General features: G+C 64.4%; 16 protein-coding genes. 13 read left to right on the top strand and 3 right to left on the bottom strand.

The genetic code is table 11. The annotated features are described in order from the left end of the window. Positions 1 to 45: 45 nt before the first annotated feature. From AC5WEY_RS11705 to AC5WEY_RS11695, 3 genes are read left to right on the top strand one after another with little or no spacing between them, the layout of a single operon-like run. Positions 46 to 1686: an acyl-CoA carboxylase subunit beta gene (locus AC5WEY_RS11705; RefSeq protein WP_495646024.1), complete on the top strand. Its 1641-nt coding sequence runs from the start codon at positions 46 to 48 to the stop codon at positions 1684 to 1686. Between the two features lie 50 nt (positions 1687 to 1736). After that, positions 1737 to 1988: an acyl-CoA carboxylase epsilon subunit gene (locus tag AC5WEY_RS11700; RefSeq protein WP_495646023.1), complete on the top strand. Its 252-nt coding sequence runs from the start codon at positions 1737 to 1739 to the stop codon at positions 1986 to 1988. A 2-nt stretch (positions 1989 to 1990) separates the two neighbouring features. Next, positions 1991 to 2653 carry a Maf family protein gene (locus tag AC5WEY_RS11695; RefSeq protein ID WP_495646534.1) on the top strand — a complete coding sequence of 221 codons (663 nt, stop codon included), beginning with the start codon at positions 1991 to 1993 and terminating at the stop codon, positions 2651 to 2653. Between the two features lie 11 nt (positions 2654 to 2664). Here AC5WEY_RS11695 and AC5WEY_RS11690 read toward each other — a convergent pair whose 3' ends face one another. Together AC5WEY_RS11690 and AC5WEY_RS11685 are read right to left on the bottom strand one after the other, a co-directional pair. Beyond that, positions 2665 to 3108: a flavodoxin domain-containing protein gene (locus tag AC5WEY_RS11690; protein ID WP_057478207.1), complete on the bottom strand. Its 444-nt coding sequence runs from the start codon at positions 3106 to 3108 to the stop codon at positions 2665 to 2667. A 113-nt stretch (positions 3109 to 3221) separates the two neighbouring features. Continuing rightward, positions 3222 to 4586, bottom strand: coding sequence for a hypothetical protein (locus AC5WEY_RS11685; protein WP_495646022.1), 1365 nt, complete (start codon positions 4584 to 4586; stop codon positions 3222 to 3224). A gap of 141 nt (positions 4587 to 4727) precedes the next feature. Between AC5WEY_RS11685 and AC5WEY_RS11680 the strand changes: the two genes are divergently transcribed. Continuing rightward, positions 4728 to 6005, top strand: coding sequence for a glycosyltransferase (locus AC5WEY_RS11680; RefSeq protein ID WP_495646021.1), 1278 nt, complete (start codon positions 4728 to 4730; stop codon positions 6003 to 6005). A gap of 5 nt (positions 6006 to 6010) precedes the next feature. On the opposite strand, the gene AC5WEY_RS11675 is transcribed toward AC5WEY_RS11680, so the two are convergent. Then, complete coding sequence (locus AC5WEY_RS11675) at positions 6011 to 7372, bottom strand: hypothetical protein (protein ID WP_495646020.1); 1362 nt, start codon at positions 7370 to 7372, stop codon at positions 6011 to 6013. 541 nt (positions 7373 to 7913) lie between these two features. On the opposite strand from AC5WEY_RS11675, the gene AC5WEY_RS11670 reads away from it, so the two are divergent. From AC5WEY_RS11670 to AC5WEY_RS11630, 9 genes are all read left to right on the top strand, one after another. After that, a complete protein-coding gene (locus AC5WEY_RS11670) occupies positions 7914 to 9362 on the top strand; it encodes a condensation domain-containing protein (RefSeq protein WP_495646019.1) in 1449 nt (482 codons plus the stop codon). A 46-nt stretch (positions 9363 to 9408) separates the two neighbouring features. Next, entirely contained in the window at positions 9409 to 10866 is a 1458-nt protein-coding gene (locus AC5WEY_RS11665; protein ID WP_495646018.1) for a condensation domain-containing protein, read from the top strand. Then, positions 10844 to 12217: a condensation domain-containing protein gene (locus AC5WEY_RS11660; protein WP_495646017.1), complete on the top strand. Its 1374-nt coding sequence runs from the start codon at positions 10844 to 10846 to the stop codon at positions 12215 to 12217. The genes AC5WEY_RS11665 and AC5WEY_RS11660 overlap by 23 nt, the downstream gene beginning before the upstream one ends. A gap of 122 nt (positions 12218 to 12339) precedes the next feature. Continuing rightward, positions 12340 to 13236, top strand: coding sequence for a sulfurtransferase (locus AC5WEY_RS11655; protein WP_032404103.1), 897 nt, complete (start codon positions 12340 to 12342; stop codon positions 13234 to 13236). Next, positions 13233 to 13646, top strand: coding sequence for a SufE family protein (locus AC5WEY_RS11650; RefSeq protein ID WP_057478214.1), 414 nt, complete (start codon positions 13233 to 13235; stop codon positions 13644 to 13646). The genes AC5WEY_RS11655 and AC5WEY_RS11650 overlap by 4 nt, the downstream gene beginning before the upstream one ends. 122 nt (positions 13647 to 13768) lie before the next feature. Continuing rightward, positions 13769 to 15238, top strand: a complete 1470-nt coding sequence (locus AC5WEY_RS11645; protein ID WP_495646533.1) for a condensation domain-containing protein — start codon at positions 13769 to 13771, stop codon at positions 15236 to 15238. A gap of 109 nt (positions 15239 to 15347) precedes the next feature. Then, complete coding sequence (locus AC5WEY_RS11640; RefSeq protein WP_495646016.1) at positions 15348 to 17153, top strand: acetyl/propionyl/methylcrotonyl-CoA carboxylase subunit alpha; 1806 nt, start codon at positions 15348 to 15350, stop codon at positions 17151 to 17153. Positions 17154 to 17219: 66 nt separating this feature from the next. Then, positions 17220 to 17621, top strand: coding sequence for a DUF1707 SHOCT-like domain-containing protein (locus AC5WEY_RS11635; protein WP_495646015.1), 402 nt, complete (start codon positions 17220 to 17222; stop codon positions 17619 to 17621). Further along, a complete protein-coding gene (locus AC5WEY_RS11630; RefSeq protein ID WP_495646014.1) occupies positions 17618 to 18304 on the top strand; it encodes a haloacid dehalogenase type II in 687 nt (228 codons plus the stop codon). The genes AC5WEY_RS11635 and AC5WEY_RS11630 overlap by 4 nt, the downstream gene beginning before the upstream one ends. Position 18305: the final 1 nt, after the last annotated feature.

Here is an 18305-nt window from a genome sequence, read left to right as displayed (position 1 = left end):
CCTCGGTCGGGTCGCAGATCACACCCGCAGTTAAAGTGTTGCCCCATGACCAGCGTCCAGGATTCCACTGCACCCGGGTCGGCCGAAACACCCGATATCCATACCACTGCGGGTAAATTGGCCGATCTTCGTAAACGTCTCGCGGGTGCGGAGCATCCCTCGGGTGAGGCGGCGGTGGAGCGGGTCCACGCGAAGGGCAAGTTGACTGCGCGCGAGCGGATCACCGCCCTGCTCGACGAGGGCTCGTTCGTCGAACTCGATGCGTTGGCGCGGCACCGGTCCCAGAACTTCGGGTTGGGAGACAACCGCCCCCTCGGCGATGGTGTCGTCACCGGCTACGGCACGGTCGACGGCCGTGATGTGTGCGTGTTCTCCCAGGACGCGACCGTCTTCGGTGGCTCCCTCGGGGAGATCTACGGCGAGAAGATCGTCAAGGTCATGGATTTGGCGGTCAAGACCGGACGTCCCCTGGTGGGGATCAACGAAGGTGCCGGGGCCCGCATCCAGGAAGGGGTGGTCTCGCTCGGGTTGTACGGGGAGATCTTCCACCGCAACGTCCGCGCGTCCGGGGTGATCCCGCAGATCTCGCTGATCATGGGCCCCGCCGCCGGTGGGCACGTGTATTCGCCCGCCCTGACCGATTTCGTGGTCATGGTCGACGGCACGTCCCAGATGTTCGTCACCGGCCCCGATGTCATCAAGACCGTCACCGGGGAGAACGTCACCATGGAAGAACTCGGTGGCGCGCACACCCACATGGAGAAGTCCGGGGTCGCGCATTACGTCGCGTCCGGGGAGCACGACGCCCTCGAATACGTACGAGACCTCCTGTCGTACCTACCGTCGAACAATCGTGCCGACGCGCCGCGGACGGTGCCCTCGGACCCGGTTGTCGGGGCGATCGAGGATTGTCTGACGGCGGAGGATCTCGAGCTCGATACGTTGATTCCGGATTCGCCGAACACTCCGTACGACATGCACGAGGTGATTCGCCGGATCCTCGACGACGACGAATTCCTGGAAGTGCAGGAGGGGCGGGCCCGCAACATCATCGTCGGGTTCGGGCGGGTCGACGGCCGGTCGGTGGGGATCGTGGCCAACCAGCCCACCCAGTTCGCGGGGACGTTGGATATCGATGCCTCGGAGAAGGCGGCGCGGTTCGTGCGTACGTGTGATTGTTTCAACGTTCCGATCATCACGTTGGTGGATGTGCCGGGGTTCCTGCCCGGGACGGGGCAGGAGTTCAACGGGATCATTCGGCGGGGTGCGAAGTTGTTGTATGCCTACGGGGAGGCGACGGTCGGGAAGATCACCGTCATCACCCGTAAAGCGTATGGCGGGGCGTACGACGTGATGGGGTCCAAGCACATGGGTGCCGATGTGAATTTGGCGTGGCCGACGGCGCAGATCGCGGTGATGGGGGCTTCGGGTGCGGTCGGGTTCGTCTATCGCAAGCAGTTGCTCGAGGCCGCGAAGAACGGTGAGGATGTCGATGCGTTGCGCTTGACGTTGCAGCAGGAGTACGAGGACACCCTCGTCAACCCGTATGTCGCGGCCGAACGCGGGTACCTCGATGCCGTCATCCCGCCCAGTCACACTCGTGGGCAGATCGTGACCGCGCTCCGACTGCTCGAACGCAAACAAGTCACCCTCCCACCCAAGAAGCACGGAAACATCCCACTATGAGCGGCGAAGCGAATCATGACGCAGCGAGCTACGAAGCGAATCATGACGCTATGAGCGCAGAGGTCGTGGCAGCGGAGGACGGGACATCCGCCGCGTCTCCGCACGTTCGCGTGGTGAAGGGCAACCCGAGCGACGAGGACCTTGCCGCGCTGGTGGCAGTGTTGACCGCTGCGCAGGGTGGACCCGCATCGGTGGGCGATTCCCGGCCCGCGGAGCTGTGGGGTTCGCCGGAGCTGCTTCATCGCCGCTTCGCGCCCCAGTCGGCGTACTCGTACGCAGCCTCGGGCCGCTACTCGCGGTGACTGTGCCACTTCCGGAGGCCGAGCGGCGTCCTGTACGTCTGGTCCTGGCGTCTGCTTCCCCGGCCCGCTTGTCGGTGCTGCGCGGAGCCGGCGTCGAGCCGATCGTCCAGGTATCGGGTGTGGACGAAGACGCGCTCACCGAGGCCCTCGGGCCGTCGGCGTCTCCGGAAACAGTGGTGACGGAGTTGGCCAGAGCCAAGGCGGCCGCTGTGGCCGAGACATTCACGGACTCATCGCACGACCTTGTGATCGTGGGCTGCGATTCGATGCTGTCGATCGGCGGCGAGCTCCACGGCAAGCCGCAATCGGTCGAGGTGGCGCGGGAACGATGGCAGTCGATGGCGGGGAACAGCGGTGAATTGCTGACCGGCCATGCAGTTCTTCGAGTGACGGCCGGCGAGGTTGTGGCGCAGGCCGCAGCGCACAGTTCGACCGTCGTGCATTTCGCGACACCGTCGGCGGTGGACCTCGAGGCCTACCTTGCCTCCGGTGAGCCGCTTCTGGTCGCCGGGGCCTTCACCCTGGACGGGCTCGGAGGCTGGTTCGTGGACCGCGTCGAGGGCGACCCGTCCTCCGTGATCGGCATAGGCCTACCGCTGGTACGAACCCTGTTAACCCGAGTGGGGACGTCCTTGGCCGAGCTGTGGGGTCGAGCCTCGTCGTAGCCGCGCCTGGGTCAGGGCAGCAGGTCGATCAGTTCGCGAGCCCACTCCTCGGCCATGGTCTTCGGCTTGATGTTGGACGAGCTGTCGTGCCGAGCATGGCTGCCGATCTGCTTGCCACCGAGCTCGGTGAGCTTCTCTGCAATGATCTCGCCGCCGCGGTTGAAGGTGTCCTCGTAGACCCGGTCGCCCAGTCCGAACACTGCGAACTGGAGCCCCGCGAGGTCAGGGGCATCTTCGACCAGTGCATCGAAGAAGGGCTCTGCACCGGTGGGGAGTTCGCCGTCGCCGTAGGTGGAGCAGATGATCACGTGGACGTCGTCCGTGTCTATATCGGACACCTCGTACTCGAGCATGTCGCGTACCTCGGCGTCATGATCGCTCAGAACGTCCGCAATCTTGTCGGCGACATCTTCGGCCGTACCGGTCTCGGACCCGAACAACACGACCACTGCCATGGATCGCTCCTTTTCTCACACCTGACCGAACACTCGAACAGTCGGCAAGCATAGCGGCACCGGGGATCCGGGCGAAAATCCGTCTGCACCCACATTTGTGAGGTGTCTCGAGGTCACCAGAATTCGGGCGTCAGAGCCCAACTGTCGTACTCCGCCTCGACGAGCCCGCGCAGGTGTTCCTTGCTGGGGAATCTGTCCGGATCGAGCCCGGTCACGCACAAGGTCGCACGATCGCCCGATTCGTTCCACCACGCGCTGACGCCGCCGCCGGTCCGCCGCAGCAGGGTCACATCGGTGTTCTGTGTGATCGACCTCATAGCCACTGAGGTGGCGTCGACACCCCCGATGGAGCGCAGCGCGACACCTCGGTTGCCGAGGTTCGAACACAAGCACAGCGGTGCCGATCCGGATGCGGCAAGTTTGGCCACGATCGCGTCGGGCAGCAGTTGCATCAAGGGTTTGAGTAGCTCGAAGGTCGTCGTGACGGTCCGGTCCGCCTGGGCTCGGAATGCCTGTTTGCTCGCTGCTCGTATTGCACGCAGATCGTCGCGGTACGCCGCTCCCGCATCTACGTGGATCGAGACGCCGGATGTCGCATTGGCTCGCCGATCTCCCACTCTCCTGGTGCTGACCGGGAGCGCGACCCGAACCTTCTCGTCCGTGCCGATTCGTCCACTGCGAGTCAGGATGCCGAGTACGACAGCAACCAGCAGGCTGTTGGAGCTGCCGCCTTTGCTCGCTGCGGCCGCAGTCCAGTCCGCAGACATGCAATCGACGACGACGGTGCTCGGTACCCACGCACCCTCCGCCGGTGCCACCATCACGCGCGGGCGGTCCGCCTTCGCGTCGATGGATACCGAGCCGGAGCCCGTGGTGCATGCTCGCACCGCATCCACCGCGGCACCGCCGACAGCTCGGGCCGCACCCGTGAGCGCCGCACCGATCCGACCGACACCGTCGACGATGTCGGCACCCGAGCGAGCCGACACGGAGTCGGAGTGGTCGAGTCCCACTCTCTCGAAATCGTCGGGAACCGCGCGTCCGGCCAGCGCGGAGGCGGCGGCCGAGGTCAGAGCTCCTCCGTCGCCGACGACGTGCGAACCCACCAAGGACACGATCGTGCCGCCGTCTTCGACCGCTGTGGCGGACAACCGCCACGCAGGCCCCTGGATCGGGTCCAATCGCACAGCGGCCTCGTCCTCGATCCAGCGGTCGACTGCTGCGCGCGCAATCGGAGCGTCGACGACGACGGGATCGGCCGGTCTGCGGGCCGCGGTCCAACTGTCACGTGCTCCGGGGACTCGCACCCGCCGAACGGATCGATCGATAGGGCCCGCGGCGAGCAGATGCCACATCGCGTCGAGTGCGTGGACCGAGACCGGCCGATCGAATCGCCAGACGATCTGATTGACCACGGGTACCCCGAGAACGCACTCCATGCGGAGGAAGAGGTCGTCGTCGTACGTCAGTCTTTCCACCACGAGAGCCTATCGCTGTGGGCGTACGCACGCAGGTGGGGCGCAATTGTGTTTCCCGCCATAAGTTTTCCGTATCGAACCGAGGCAGACGGTACTGATAAGTTGTCTTCGATCCGAAGTCGACGTGCTGCGAAGGACCGTATGAAGTTCGTGATGCCCTTCAACGGGAGCCGCGGTGACGTGACACCCGGCGTGGCGCTCGGTGTGGAGCTTGCTCGTCGCGGGCACGATGTGGTGTTCGGCGCACCCCCTAATCTTGTGGACTTCGCCCGCTCGAACACAGCTGATCACGAACGTGTGCACGTGGTCTCGTTCGGCCCGGACACCCACCGCCTGTTGGAGTCGGAGCTCATCCGGGTGCGGATCAAGTCGGCGAACCCGCGGACTCGAATGACGGCGCTGGCGGAATTGGCCAATCACGGTTGGGACCAGATGACGGCCCAACTCGCGCAGATGTCGGAGGGCAGCGACGCGATCGTCACCGGCTCACTGGGGCAGGAGATGGCGTTCAACATGGCCGAGGCAACCGGCAATGCCTTTGTGGCGCTGCACTATTGCCCGCTCCGACGAAACGGTGTCGTCCCGGTGATTCCAGGGGCCACACTGCCGGCCATTGTCAACCGATCGACGTGGGCGCTGGCCGAGGCACTGCGTTGGAAGTCGATGAAGACTCGCGAAAATATCCAGAGAAAAGCCCTGGGGTTGGCACCCACTCGTGATTCGTTACCCAGACGATCCGAGCGGTACGGCGGCGTCGAAATACAGGCCTACGAGTCGGCGCTCTTTCCCGGGCTGGCCGAGCAGTGGGGACCGCTGCGTCCGTTCGTCGGGTTTCTCGGGCTGAGCACCGGGCGACTGGAAGCCGATCCCGCACTCGCGCAATGGCTGCACGCGGGTCCCGCGCCGGTCTACTTCGGCTTCGGCAGCATGCCGGTTCCCGACCCAGCAGCGCTGTTGCGCATGATCGACAACGTAACGACACAGCTGGGCCTACGGGCCCTCATCTGTGCCGGTTGGAGCGATCTCACCGGTGCTGAATCAACTGCAGCTCAGATGAATCAGAACATCATGATCGTCGAATCGGTCGATCATGCGAGCGTGTTCCCGCGGTGCCTTGCCGCTGTCCACCACGGCGGTGCCGGTACGACGGCCGCCAGCGCGCGCGCAGGCCTTCCGACGCTCGTGTGCTGGTTCAGCGCCGACCAGCCGTTCTGGGGAGCTGCGCTTCGCCGAATAGGGGCCGGATCGAGCACGAAGTTCTCGGCCTTGTCCGAATCCGTTCTGCTACAAGGAATTACCGACATCACGACCGATGCGGCCAGAAGTGCAGCACGAGAGCTGGCACATACCGTGGTACCGACCGACGCAGCCGTCACGGCCGCAGCAGACATCGCCGAGGACGCCGCGCGCGACCGCTGACGCACTCACCAGAAGTGCGCCGACAGTCCCCATCGAGTCAACGCAGCGGCCACGTGGTCACTCAGCGCTCGGTAGTCGGGGAATCGATCGGGGTCCATGGCGTGGACGGTCAGGGTGACGGCGGCATCCGTTTCGCACACCCAGGCCGTGAGTCCGCCGTCCAGAGATCGAGCGAACTCCGCGTCGGCCCCGAAGAAAGTCGCTCTGCCGGACACCGCACGAGCTCGGACACCTGCCACCGTACTGAAGTCGTCGGGCAACACACCCAGGTTGGACGCCAACCCTTCGGCACCGTCCCGAGGCTGCGGAACGCGCGCAACCACGGCGTCGGGCAGCATTTGAACGAGTGCCTGAGAGATTCCGGCGGGCGCGTGACCGGCCGCCTGCGTCGCGGCGAACGCAGTGAATGCCGCTTTGCTGATCGAACGGATCTGCGCCAGGTCGAGAGCGGTGGACTCGGTGACAGGAACGTCGATCTTGACGATCTTGGTTGCGTTGGAACGGATATCGGTGTCGGTGCGATCGCTGACGGGCAGCGACCACTGCACGGTGTCTCCGATCGAGGCGCGTCCGGCGTTCGCGGACGCAGCCGTCAGAACCGCGACGAACAGCGAGTTCGACGTGCCGCCCCATTTTTGGGCCACCGCATTCCACGTGACTGCGTCCACCTCGGCAACCATGTGAGGCGATGTCCACTCCGAGTCGACTGTCGGGTCGGTCGCGACCTCGGAGCGCGTAGGGGTCGCTCGCGGGGATGCGGGCGTCGGCACGGATCGGGTCGGGATCGGCAGGGCTGCTACGGCAGAGTTCAGCAGCCAGCCGGCGGCGGATCGAAGCTGCTCGACCGCATCTTTCACGTCCGCGACGATTGCGGCCGGTCCGTGCTCGGCCGGCGTCAGCCGCGGCTGCTCGGCCGGTGCGTCCGCGGACCGGGAATTCGCAAGCCGGAACGCGGCGACCAGAGCGCCGCCGTCGGCGACCATGTGCGAGGCAGTCAACGACAGAACCGTCCCACCCTTCGCCAACGGCGCGGCCGCCAGCCGCCACCCGAGGCCCGTCTCGGGGTCGATATCCGAACCCAGGCAGTCGTCGGCCCACGCCAACACCTCCGAGGACTCGATGGACTCGGGGTGAAAATCGAGTGGATGAGACACCGAGGAGTTCACCCAACGTTCACGGGCTGTCGGCACCGACGGGCCGCTGACGCGACGCGCAAGCAAACCGTCGGACAGGTTGTCGCGTAGCTTTTCCAGGTCTTCCCGCTGGATCGATTCGTCGAACCACCATAAGAACTGGTTATAGACGGGATATCCGATGCCATGATGCATTCGCAAGAACAGGTGATCGGCAAATCCAATTCGAGTCACGCGCCGAACCTACTACATCCACGCATCGAAGTAGCGGTGAGAATTCGCCCGGGAAATGCATTCGCAATCGGCAATAGATGCGTCGACAATCTCCTGGCTGTGTCTCGCGCCATGTTCGCGATCCGAGGTGGCGCGGGTCGCCTATCCCCCCGGAATTCAATACCGATCGCGCGGTTATTGTGACCCATCATCAAGGCGGAGTGCAAATGCAGTGAATTAGTCGTAGGATACGACAACCGAGTACGACGACCTTGTGTGAACGAAGATCTGTGGTCAAGAGCTTCGGCAGTGAGAAGTATTACTTCTATGCGCCGCGAAATAGTTTCGGACAGCCCCTATCGTGTCTTTCGGAATCACTTCGGGTCGACGGCAAAAACGTTGTTCTTTCAATGAGGAAAGCAGCAATCGGATAAACGACGAGTCGAATACGCGGCCACGACACCTCCGCTTTACAGACACGGCTCGACCGTAATCAAACACTTACCGATACCGAACTGACGCCGAACACCGCTGGCCGGGCCCGGGATGGAAGAGGACTCACATGGAATACACCGAACTCGCCGACTACCCACTTCCCGCTGGACGGCTCACCGAGTGGGTTCCGCGCGTCGACGACGACCGTTGGGCATCGGACTCCCGCGGGCTGTCGTTCACCCATCAGGATCATTGCGAGCGCAGCGCGCCGGGATCGTGGATCGGGACCGTGTTCGAGATTCATCGCCGCTACGACGTCGAGGCCGTGCGCTCGACCATCCACGCATACATGGGACGCCACGAAGCCTTCCGGACCAAGGTCAGTCGCGATGCGGAATCCGGTACGTGGCAACGCTACACAGCGCCGACGGACGCCGTGCAGGTCGTCGATCACGCGCACACCGAACCACGAACCGAAACACAGGTGTTCAGCCATCTGCACTCCTGGTTCGGCGAGACCGTGTCGCCTACGGCCTGGCCGCACTTCGTGCTCGCGACCATCGAGCCCGACGATGCCTCGCGTGCCCTCTCGAACGGTCCGGGCGAGTCGTTTCTGCTCGCATTCGCTGCCGACCACTCGGTAATGGATGCCTACAGTCAGATATACGCCATCAACGAAATCGATCGGTTGTACGCGCAGGCCCTGGAGGGCACCGATCCGGAATTGCCCGAGGTGGGCAGTTATGTGGACTTCAGTCACTCCGAGCGCGAGCTGGGCGACACCCTGACCAGCGACCACGGTGCCGTCCGCACGTGGCAGGACTTCCTGGCCGTGGAGAACGGACGCTTTCCGGGCTTCCCGCTTCCCGTGGCGGCCGAACGTGCATCCACGACCGACGGTCCTGCCGCTCAGAGCAGTATCTCCTCGTGGCTGCTCACCGCGGATCAGTCGGACGCAGTGAACGCCGCGTGCCGCGCGGCCGGGTACAACATGCAGGCAGGGATACTCGCGGCCCTGGCGGTGACGAACGCGCGCCTGTCCGGTCGTACGTCGCTGCGCACCGTGATGCCGATGCACACGAGAGACGAACAGAAGTGGGCGGCCTCGGTCGGGTGGTACGTCGGGATCCTGCCCATGGAGATCCAACTCGACGGCGCGCGCACCTTCGGTGAGGCTCTCGCGGCCGCGGCGTCGGCGGGCTCGGCGAACAAAGGGCTCGCGCGCATGCCGTATTCCAGAATCGCCCAGATTATGGAGTCGACGGAGATCCCCCGATTCGTCGTCTCGTACATCGACCTGAGATTTCTCCCGGATGCTGCCCAGTGGCAGGCGCGCAAGGGTCGCGCATTGCGGAGCAACTGCCACGCGGACGACGAGGTCTACTTCTGGGTCAACCGGACGCTCGAAGGGCTGAACATCTCGGCGCGCTTCCCCAGCTCGGATGTCGCGTCCACCAACGTCCATCGCTTCATCACCGAATTCGTGGCCGTGTTGACCGCGGTGATCGAATCCGACGCCGGTACCGATACGGTGCTCACGTCGGTCTCGCAGTCGGTGACCGTCGCCGCAGAGTGAGACACTCGACCGGTCCGCGGCTCGTATCGCAAAGGATGAAGCAACGATGATCATCACCGCAATGGGCAGCTGGAATCCTGCCCCGGGCCGTCTGCTCGAGTGGCATCCGACACCGGCTGCCCGGGCGAGAGCCGCAGTGGCACCGGTCGATTCGACTCCGCCCTCGTTCCTGCAGGAAGACCATCTGAAGGCGGCGTGGACGGCGCGGCAGCACGGTGATGTTCATACCGCGTACACCGGGGTGGCCACCGAGATCGACGGCGACGTGGACACGGATGCGATGAGCCGAGCTCTCGCAACCTACGTTCTGCGACACGAGGGTCTTCGATGCTGGTTCGCGGTGGAGAACACCGGGGTCGTACGCCATCTCGCAGAACCCGAGGTCGCCGAATTCGAAGTGCTGGACGCCGGCGAGTCGACGGACGACGATGAGTTCCAACGCTATGTGCGGCATCGCTTCTCGACCGAGGCGACCGCAGATATCTGGCCTGGATTCGTCCTCGGCGTCGTGTCGAGGCCGGAGAGCTTCACGTTGTACTACGGTGCGGACCACGCGTTCACAGATGGCGGTTCGCAGGCGTTGGTCATCAGCGAACTCGCCGATCTGTATGCGCTCGAGATCGGCGACACGGCACCGAAGCCGGCAGAGGCAGGCAGCCACCTCGCCTACGCCGCGGACGAACGAGCGCGAGCCGCAACCTACCGGCCCGACTCCCCAGAGATCGCCGCGTGGCGAGACATCTTCGCTCGGCACGACGGATCCATGCCGCGGTTCCCGCTCGATCTGGGACTCGAGCCAGGAGAACGGGCCCCGGTCCGTATCGTCGAACGCCACCTGTTGGACGCAGCCTCGACGGCCGCGTTCGACGCCGCATGCAAAGCCGCTGGGGGCAGGATGAGCAGCGGCATATTCGCCGCCGTCGGGATCACCGATTTCGAGCTCGCAGGCACCGCAGAGTATTTCGGGATCACCGTGCTGAGCACCCGCCATCACGGCGATTACGGACAGTCTCAGGGTTGGTTCGTCAATTTCGCGCCGGTCGCGTTCGAGGTGGCGGGCAACGCAAAATTCTCCGATGTCGCACCACTGGCTCACGCGGGGTTCGAACGCGCCAAGCAGATCGCGGAGGCACCCGTGCACGCGGTGCTGGGTGCACTCGCTGCGGACGGGACATTGGGCAGTGAGCTCGCCGTCAGCCCGAACATGCTCTCCTACATCGACTTTCGCTGGTTTCCTGGGGTCGGACGGGATGCGGACACGCGAGCGAAGCATTTCACCGGAGAAGGCTCCACATCGAACGCATCGATGTGGATCAATCGAGACGGTGAGCACCTGTACCTGGTAGCGCAGACGCCGGATACCGATACTGCTGCCGCATCGGTGGAGCGCTACCACACACATTTGGCGCACGTGCTCGAAACCATTGCACGCGAGGGCGATTACGTGCTCTCGCTCGACCATCTCGTTCAGGAGCCGGCCGGTGCAGGTCACCTCGATCACTGAGTACGCCCCGCGCGCAGGTGCCCTGGTCGAGTTCTCCGCACGCGTCGTCGGCAATCCGGAGCCGTCGTCGATTCCACCGTCGTTCAACCAGCGGTTTCACCTGGGCGACCTCGGTGAGGCCGAACGGGTATGGATCGCCGGAGCCTTCGATGTGCCGGGCAGCCTCGACGTCGAAGCACTCGGGTGGGCGTTCGAGTACCTTGTCGACCGCCACGACACGCTGCGAAGCTCGTTCGTGTCCACGACAACAGGTGTCCAGCGGGTGCTCTACGGGCCAGGATCGATCGAGATGACACAATCCGATCGATCCGCCTTCTCCTCGACATCCACGCTACGAGACCATCTCCGGACCTCACTCGAACTGCACTGCGATACAAGGCGATTCCCGTCGTACACCTGTTTCGGAATCGACCGACCGGACACCTCGACGGTGTTGTGCGCGTTCGACCACGCCAACGTCGACGCCATGTCGATCGCAGTCGTCGTGGACGAGATCCGCGCGCTGTACGACGCCCACCGCCGTTGCCCCTCGAACCCGGAGGTCGATTTACCTCCGGTCGGTGGTTTCGTCGAGTACTGCCGCATCGAAGCCACCGAGCCCCTCGTGCACCCCGCGGACGAACGAATGGTTCAGTGGTCGAACTTTCTCCTCGACTGCGGCGGCACCACGCCGAGGTTCCCGTTCGATCTCGGGGTCGCGGAGGGTGACACAGCTGTGCAGGCCACGACGGTCGACACACTGCTCGACGCCTCGCAGACCCTTCACTTCGAGCACCTCTGCGCTCGATCCGGTGCCGGGATGTTCGCGGGAGTCGTCGCCGCCATCGCGCAGGCCGTTGCCGGCATCGGCGGGCCGGATCACGTGCCCTTCCTGTTTCCACTGCACACCCGACACCGTCCGCAGTTCTCGCGTGCACTCGGGTGGTTCACCACCAACGCCCCGATGACCGTGCCCGTCGGAGCCGACCTACCCGACACCATCCGTGCCGCCCACAGCGCGTTTCGCTCCGCTCTCCCGCTCAGCACCGTTCCGATCCCGCAGGTTCTGGCCGACCTCGGCGACGCATTCACGCTGTCGCGGCAGGACGTGTTCATGGTGTCGTACATCGACTACACCAAAGTAGAGGGACACGAACGGTTCGACGAGTCCAACGCTCATCACATCAGCAACGCCACCGTGTCCGACGATGCCCAGTTCTGGATCTCCCGCACACGGTCGGGCTTGGCATTGCGATCACGTTTCCCCGATACCGCGGTGGCGCGGTCGGTGATGAGCGCGTTCGTCGACGAACTCGTCGCTCTGCTGCGTGCGTCCACGGCGAACGCGGGCGTCGGTGCGCTGACGACCTGACTCAACTCCGGTGCGCAGACTCCACTCGCGCATGTCGGCGGCGATACCGCATAGGATCGATGGTGCAGACCGCTCACCCCCGGGCGGGCCGCCAGACGAATATCTTCCGTAGGAGCCGATACGTGCCTGTACCAACCGATTCCAATGCAACGTACGCCGACTATGCGCATCCGGATCGACTCGTATCGAACGAATGGCTCTCCGCCCATCTCGGTACCCCGGGCCTTCGCGTCGTCGAATCCGATGAGGACGTGTTGCTCTACGACGTCGGCCACATTCCCGGTGCGGTCAAGATCGACTGGCATCTGGACCTCAACGACCCGGTGACCCGCGACTACATCGACGGCGAGCAGTTCGCGAAACTGATGAGCCGCAAGGGCATTTCACGAGACGACACCATCGTTGTCTACGGCGACAAGAGCAACTGGTGGGCTGCCTACGCGCTGTGGGTGTTCACGTTGTTCGGCCATCAGGACGTGCGCCTGCTCGACGGTGGCCGTGACGCCTGGTTGTCCGAAAATCGCGACACCACTCTCGACGTACCCGAGTACCCGGCAACGGACTACCCCGTGATCGAACGTAACGATGCGCCCATTCGCGCATTCGCGTCCGACGTGCTCGGCTCTCTCGGTACGGTGCCGCTGATCGACGTGCGCTCCCCCGCCGAGTACACCGGCGAACGCACCCACATGCCGGATTATCCGGAGGAAGGCGCATTGCGCGGCGGGCACATTCCCACTGCCGTCAGCATTCCCTGGGCCAAGGCGGCCGCACCGGACGGACGCTTCCGCTCCCGCAAGGAGTTGGACGAGATCTACGCCGGTACCTCCGCAACCGACGATGTGATCGCGTACTGCCGCATCGGTGAGAGGTCGAGCCACACCTGGTTCGTTCTGACCCATCTGCTGGGTTACGACTCGGTTCGCAACTACGACGGCTCGTGGACCGAATGGGGCAACGCCGTTCGAGTCCCGATCGCCAAGGGCGAGGAGCCCGGATCGGCACCGGCCACTCGATGAGCGCGCTTCCGGAATCGCTCGCCGAGATTGTCGAGGACTTCGCCGCAGTGGAGGGACAGGACAAACTGCAGCTGCTGCTGGAGTTCAGTCGCGAACTCCCTCCGCTGCCGGAGCACCTGGCGCAGGATGCGATGGAGCCGGTGCCGGAGTGCCAGTCGCCGCTGTTTCTGTCGGTCGATGCCGGTGACCGGACGCAGATTCGTCTCTACTTCAGCGCCCCGCCCGAGGCCCCGACCACCCGCGGCTTCGCCTCGATCCTCGCTCAGGGGCTCGACGGTCTGAGCGCGCAGCAGATTCTCGATGTACCGGACGACTTCTATTCGGCTCTCGGACTGAGTGACGCGGTCAGCCCGTTGCGACTGCGCGGGATGTCGGCGATGTTGGCTCGCATCAAGCGGCACTTGCGCTGACAGCGCACGCCGCTGTCGTCTTGATCGATACATTGCGTGATCGGTAGACTCTTCGCACGAGCGTCGATGCTCTATTCACCCTCACCCCCGATGTGGTCGAACGAAGGCTGGTTGCTGCCGACATGGAGTTCACGGAGTTAGCGGACTACGCGGTTCCCGCAGGCACGCTCACCGAGTGGATACCCAGTGTCGGCCCGCAGGCCCGCACTCCTGAGGCCGCAGGGTGGCGTCCGGACACTCGACCGACGTCCTACGTCCACGAGGCGCACCTTCGTACGAGTCTGAGCAGTCCACGTCGTGGCCGAGAATCGTGGCTCGGTGCTGCCTTCGAGGTCGCAGGCCCGCTGAACAAGCCGGCATTTCGGCAAGCGGTTCTCAACTGGATCGACCGGCACGAAGCCATGCGATCGAGCGCGTCGATCGACGAGACGACGGGCGAGATGTCGCGGGTCACCGCCGCGGAGGGTGCCATCGACATCTGGCAGGTGGAGCAGGAGCGGTGCAGCCAGTCGAGTGAGGTCTTCGAGCATCTGCAATATCTGTTCGACGAGTTCACCTCACCGCTCATCTGGCCCGCGTACGCCTTCGTCACTCTCGAACCGCTCGACGACACACGGCCGATCACCGTGTTCTTCGCAGCCGATCACTCGATCATCGACGGTCTCTCCACCGTTCTCGTCGCGCACGAGATCGCAGCCCTGTACGCAGAGGAACTGGGTGGTCCGGCTGCCGCCCTGTTCGAGGCCGGCAGCTACCTCGATTTCGGGTCCTCCGAACGCGAGCGCCATGCCGAACTCGAGCACTCCCACGATGCGGTGAGGATGTGGCGGGACTTCCTCGTCGACGGCGACGGTGAACTGCCTGCGTTCCCCCTCGACATCGGCGATCCGAGCCCGGAAGATGTGCCGCAGGGAGGTCTGTCCGCGTGGGTTCTCGACCCCGACCAGGCCGACGCTTTCTCGACGGCCTGCCGCAAGACCGGGCACAGCCTGTTCGCGGGACTGCTCGCGGTCCTGGCTATCACCGGTACCGAGCTGGGCGGCGGCACTCGCTTCCGCACGGTGACTCCGGTGCACACCCGCGACGAACCTCAGTGGGCATCCGCGCTGGGATGGTTCGTCGGATTGTGCCCCATCTCCTTCGACATCGACGGCAAAGATTCGTTCGGATCGGTGATCTCGGCCGCCTCGGCGGAGGTGAAGAAAACCAAACCGATCGCCCGCGTTCCTCTCGATCGGGTGTTCGCCACTCTCGGCTACTCGGCTCGCCCACGTTTCGTCGTGTCGTTCATGGACGTTCGGTTCGCGCCTGCGGCCGAGCACTGGCCGGACTGGAATGCACGTGCGCTGCGCAGCAAGCAATATCAACACGACGTGTACGTGTGGATCAACCGCACTCCGCAGGGAATCAACATCGCCGCTCGGTACCCGAATACCGAACAGGCGACGGCACGGGTACACGAGTACATCGGCGCCTTGCGCAGGCTGCTCACCGAAGTCGCGGACACCGGGACCGCTCAGATCTCCGGCACCGCCACGGAGTCGTTCCGTGACGGTCGGATCGACGGTGGTCGAATCCCTACCAGCCAGTAGCCTGTGTCCCCTCGGCGTGGCGGTGCAGTCCGATTACAGCGATGCCCGAGCCGGTGCTTAGACTCCGACCTGACGTTCGCAACGATAAGACTCATTCGTAGGAGGCTCAGTGCCCAGCCATGCCAGTGCTCAGATCACCAAGGTTCTTGTTGCCAATCGTGGTGAGATCGCGGTGCGGGTGATCCGGGCGGCTGCTGATGCCGGGTTGGCCAGTGTCGCTGTCTACGCCGAACCCGACGCCGATGCCCCCTTCGTCCGCCTCGCCGACGAAGCATTCGCACTCGGCGGGCAGTCGTCGGCGGAATCTTATTTGGTGATCGACAAAATTTTGGATGCCGCCGCCAAGTCCGGAGCCGACGCCATCCACCCCGGCTACGGATTTCTCTCCGAGAACGCCGACTTCGCCCAAGCCGTCATCGACGCAGGCCTGATCTGGATCGGACCCTCCCCACAATCGATCCGCGACCTCGGCGACAAAGTCACCGCCCGCCACATCGCCGCCCGCGCCAAAGCACCCTCGGTCCCCGGCACCTCCGAACCGGTCAAGGACGCCGACGAGATTTTGGCGTTCGTCGACGAACACGGCCTCCCCATTGCGATCAAAGCCGCCTTCGGTGGCGGCGGACGCGGCATGAAAGTGGCCCGCACCCGCGAGGAAATCCCCGAACTGTTCGACTCCGCCACCCGCGAAGCCGTCGCCGCATTCGGGCGCGGGGAATGCTTCGTCGAACGCTACCTCGACAAGCCCCGCCACGTCGAAGCCCAGGTCATCGCCGACCAGCACGGCAACGTCATCGTCGCCGGCACCCGCGACTGCTCCCTGCAACGCCGCTTCCAGAAACTCGTCGAAGAGGCCCCCGCCCCGTTCCTCACCGACGCCCAACGCAAAGAAATCCACGCCTCCGCCAAAGCCATCTGCCTCGAAGCGGGCTACTACGGCGCCGGGACGGTGGAATACCTCGTCGGCCAGGACGGCCTCGTCTCGTTCTTGGAAGTGAACACTCGTCTGCAGGTCGAGCACCCGGTCACCGAGGAAACCTCCGGCATCGACCTCGTCCTGCAACAATTCGCGATCGCCAACGGCGAGGAACTGTCCATCACCGAAGACCCGACCCCGCGGGGGCATTCGTTCGAGTTCCGGATCAACGGTGAAGACGCCGGACGTGGGTTCCTGCCCGCCCCCGGACCGGTCACCACCTTCACCGCCCCGTCCGGTCCGGGAGTGCGCGTGGATTCGGGTGTCGAATCCGGCTCGGTGATCGGTGGCCAGTTCGATTCGATGCTCGCCAAGCTCATCGTCACCGGAGCCACCCGCGAACAAGCCCTCGCCCGCTCGCGTCGGGCGTTGGCCGAATTCACCGTCGAAGGGTTGGCGACGGTGATCCCGTTCCACGCTGCGGTGGTCTCCGATCCGGCGTTCGTCGGCGACGGCGACTCGTTCGATGTGCACACTCGGTGGATCGAAACCGAATGGGACAACCAGGTTCCCCCGTTCACCGCCGGACAACCGATCGACGACGAGGAGATGCTGCCGCGCCAATCGGTGGTCGTCGAGGTCGGAGGCCGCCGCGTCGAGGTGTCCCTGCCCGGGGAACTGTCCCTCGGCGGCAACGGAGGCGGCGGCAACGGTGGACCTGCCGGTGCGGTGCGGCGCAAGCCGAAAGCCCGCACCCGTGGCGGTGCCGGAGCAGGGGCGGCGTCCGGTGACGCGGTCACCGCCCCGATGCAAGGCACCGTGGTCAAAGTCGCCGTCGAAGAAGGACAAACCGTCGAAGCCGGAGACCTCATCGCCGTCCTCGAAGCGATGAAGATGGAAAACCCCGTCACCGCCCACAAAGCCGGCACCGTCACCGGCCTGTCCGTCACCGCAGGCGACGCCATCACCCAAGGCACCGTCCTCACCGAAATCAAATAACGACATATCGGTAGCGATGCAAATTTCGGCTCGAATCCGGGCCTTGGATAGCGTTACCCTGTAGCGATGTCCGAGCTTCCGGAAATTCGTATCGGTACCGCTGATCGCGAAAAGGCGCTGAACGCGCTGAGCCTGCACTTCAGCGAGGGTCGCCTCACGGTCCCCGAGTTCGACGAGCGCAGTGCCACTATCGCTTCCGCCACGACGCGCGGGGAGCTCGACACGGTATTCGTCGATCTCCCCGCTACGTCGACGACGCCGCGTACGCCTGCTTCGGCCGATACCAGTGCTGGCCTGGATTGGCGTGCAGTGGTCATGCCGATCGTGATCTTCGGTTCGCTGGCGTTGTTCTTCCTTACCGACTTCGACCAGAAGTGGCTGTTCTTCCTTCTCATTCCTCTGGCCGGTGCATTGCTGTCCGCGGGCGGTCACTCGAAGAGTCCGAAGAAAAAGAAGAAGAACCGTTGAAGGCGCTTCTGTTCGACGTTTTCGGCACCGTCGTCGACTGGCGCACCACTATCGCTCGCGAGGTACGAACTCGGTGCGGGCCGCAAGTCGACAGCTATTCCTTTGCAGACCGCTGGCGCAGCCTGTATCAGCCGGCGATGGAAGAGGTCCGATCCGGCCGCAGGCCATTCACCCGGCTCGACGTACTGCATCTCGAATCGCTTCGAGTCATCTTGTCCGAGTTCGACATTCGGCTGTCCGACGACAGCATTGCCGAGCTGAATCAGGCGTGGCACCGATTGGATCCCTGGCCGGATTCGGTCCCCGGGCTCACCCGGCTTCGTACCGAATTCATCATCGCCCCGCTCTCGAACGGCAACATCTCCCTGCTGCTCGACATGGCAAAGAACGCCGGACTGCCGTGGGATGCAATCCTCGGCGCAGAACCGGTTCGGGCGTACAAGCCCACCCCGGACGCCTACCTGCGTACCGCCGATATTCTGGGTCTCGAGCCGCGTGACTGCATGATGGTGGCCGCGCACAACAGCGATCTCGTCGCGGCAGCCGACTGCGGGTTCGCGACGGCGTTCGTAGCCCGTCCACTCGAACACGGACCGGGACAGACTGCCGACCTGGTGGCAGAGTCGGACTGGACCTACAGCGTCGACTCGATCGAGTCCCTCGCCACACAACTGCACTGTTGAC

The sequence above is a fragment of the Rhodococcoides sp. S146-33 genome, from assembly GCF_059489205.1.
Note: the sequence above shows the minus strand (reverse complement) of the source record. Positions and strands in the feature narration are given on the sequence as shown.

What these genes read in the sequence shown, in the direction of transcription:
- AC5WEY_RS11705 (WP_495646024.1), top strand. Translation starts at nt 46, where the DNA reads ATGACCAGCGTCCAGGATTCCACTGCACCCGGGTCGGCCGAAACACCC.
- AC5WEY_RS11700 (WP_495646023.1), top strand. Translation starts at nt 1,737, where the DNA reads ATGAGCGCAGAGGTCGTGGCAGCGGAGGACGGGACATCCGCCGCGTCT.
- AC5WEY_RS11690 (WP_057478207.1), bottom strand. Translation starts at nt 3,108, where the DNA reads ATGGCAGTGGTCGTGTTGTTCGGGTCCGAGACCGGTACGGCCGAAGAT.
- AC5WEY_RS11680 (WP_495646021.1), top strand. Translation starts at nt 4,728, where the DNA reads ATGAAGTTCGTGATGCCCTTCAACGGGAGCCGCGGTGACGTGACACCC.
- AC5WEY_RS11670 (WP_495646019.1), top strand. Translation starts at nt 7,914, where the DNA reads ATGGAATACACCGAACTCGCCGACTACCCACTTCCCGCTGGACGGCTC.
- AC5WEY_RS11665 (WP_495646018.1), top strand. Translation starts at nt 9,409, where the DNA reads ATGATCATCACCGCAATGGGCAGCTGGAATCCTGCCCCGGGCCGTCTG.
- AC5WEY_RS11650 (WP_057478214.1), top strand. Translation starts at nt 13,233, where the DNA reads ATGAGCGCGCTTCCGGAATCGCTCGCCGAGATTGTCGAGGACTTCGCC.
- AC5WEY_RS11645 (WP_495646533.1), top strand. Translation starts at nt 13,769, where the DNA reads ATGGAGTTCACGGAGTTAGCGGACTACGCGGTTCCCGCAGGCACGCTC.
- AC5WEY_RS11635 (WP_495646015.1), top strand. Translation starts at nt 17,220, where the DNA reads ATGTCCGAGCTTCCGGAAATTCGTATCGGTACCGCTGATCGCGAAAAG.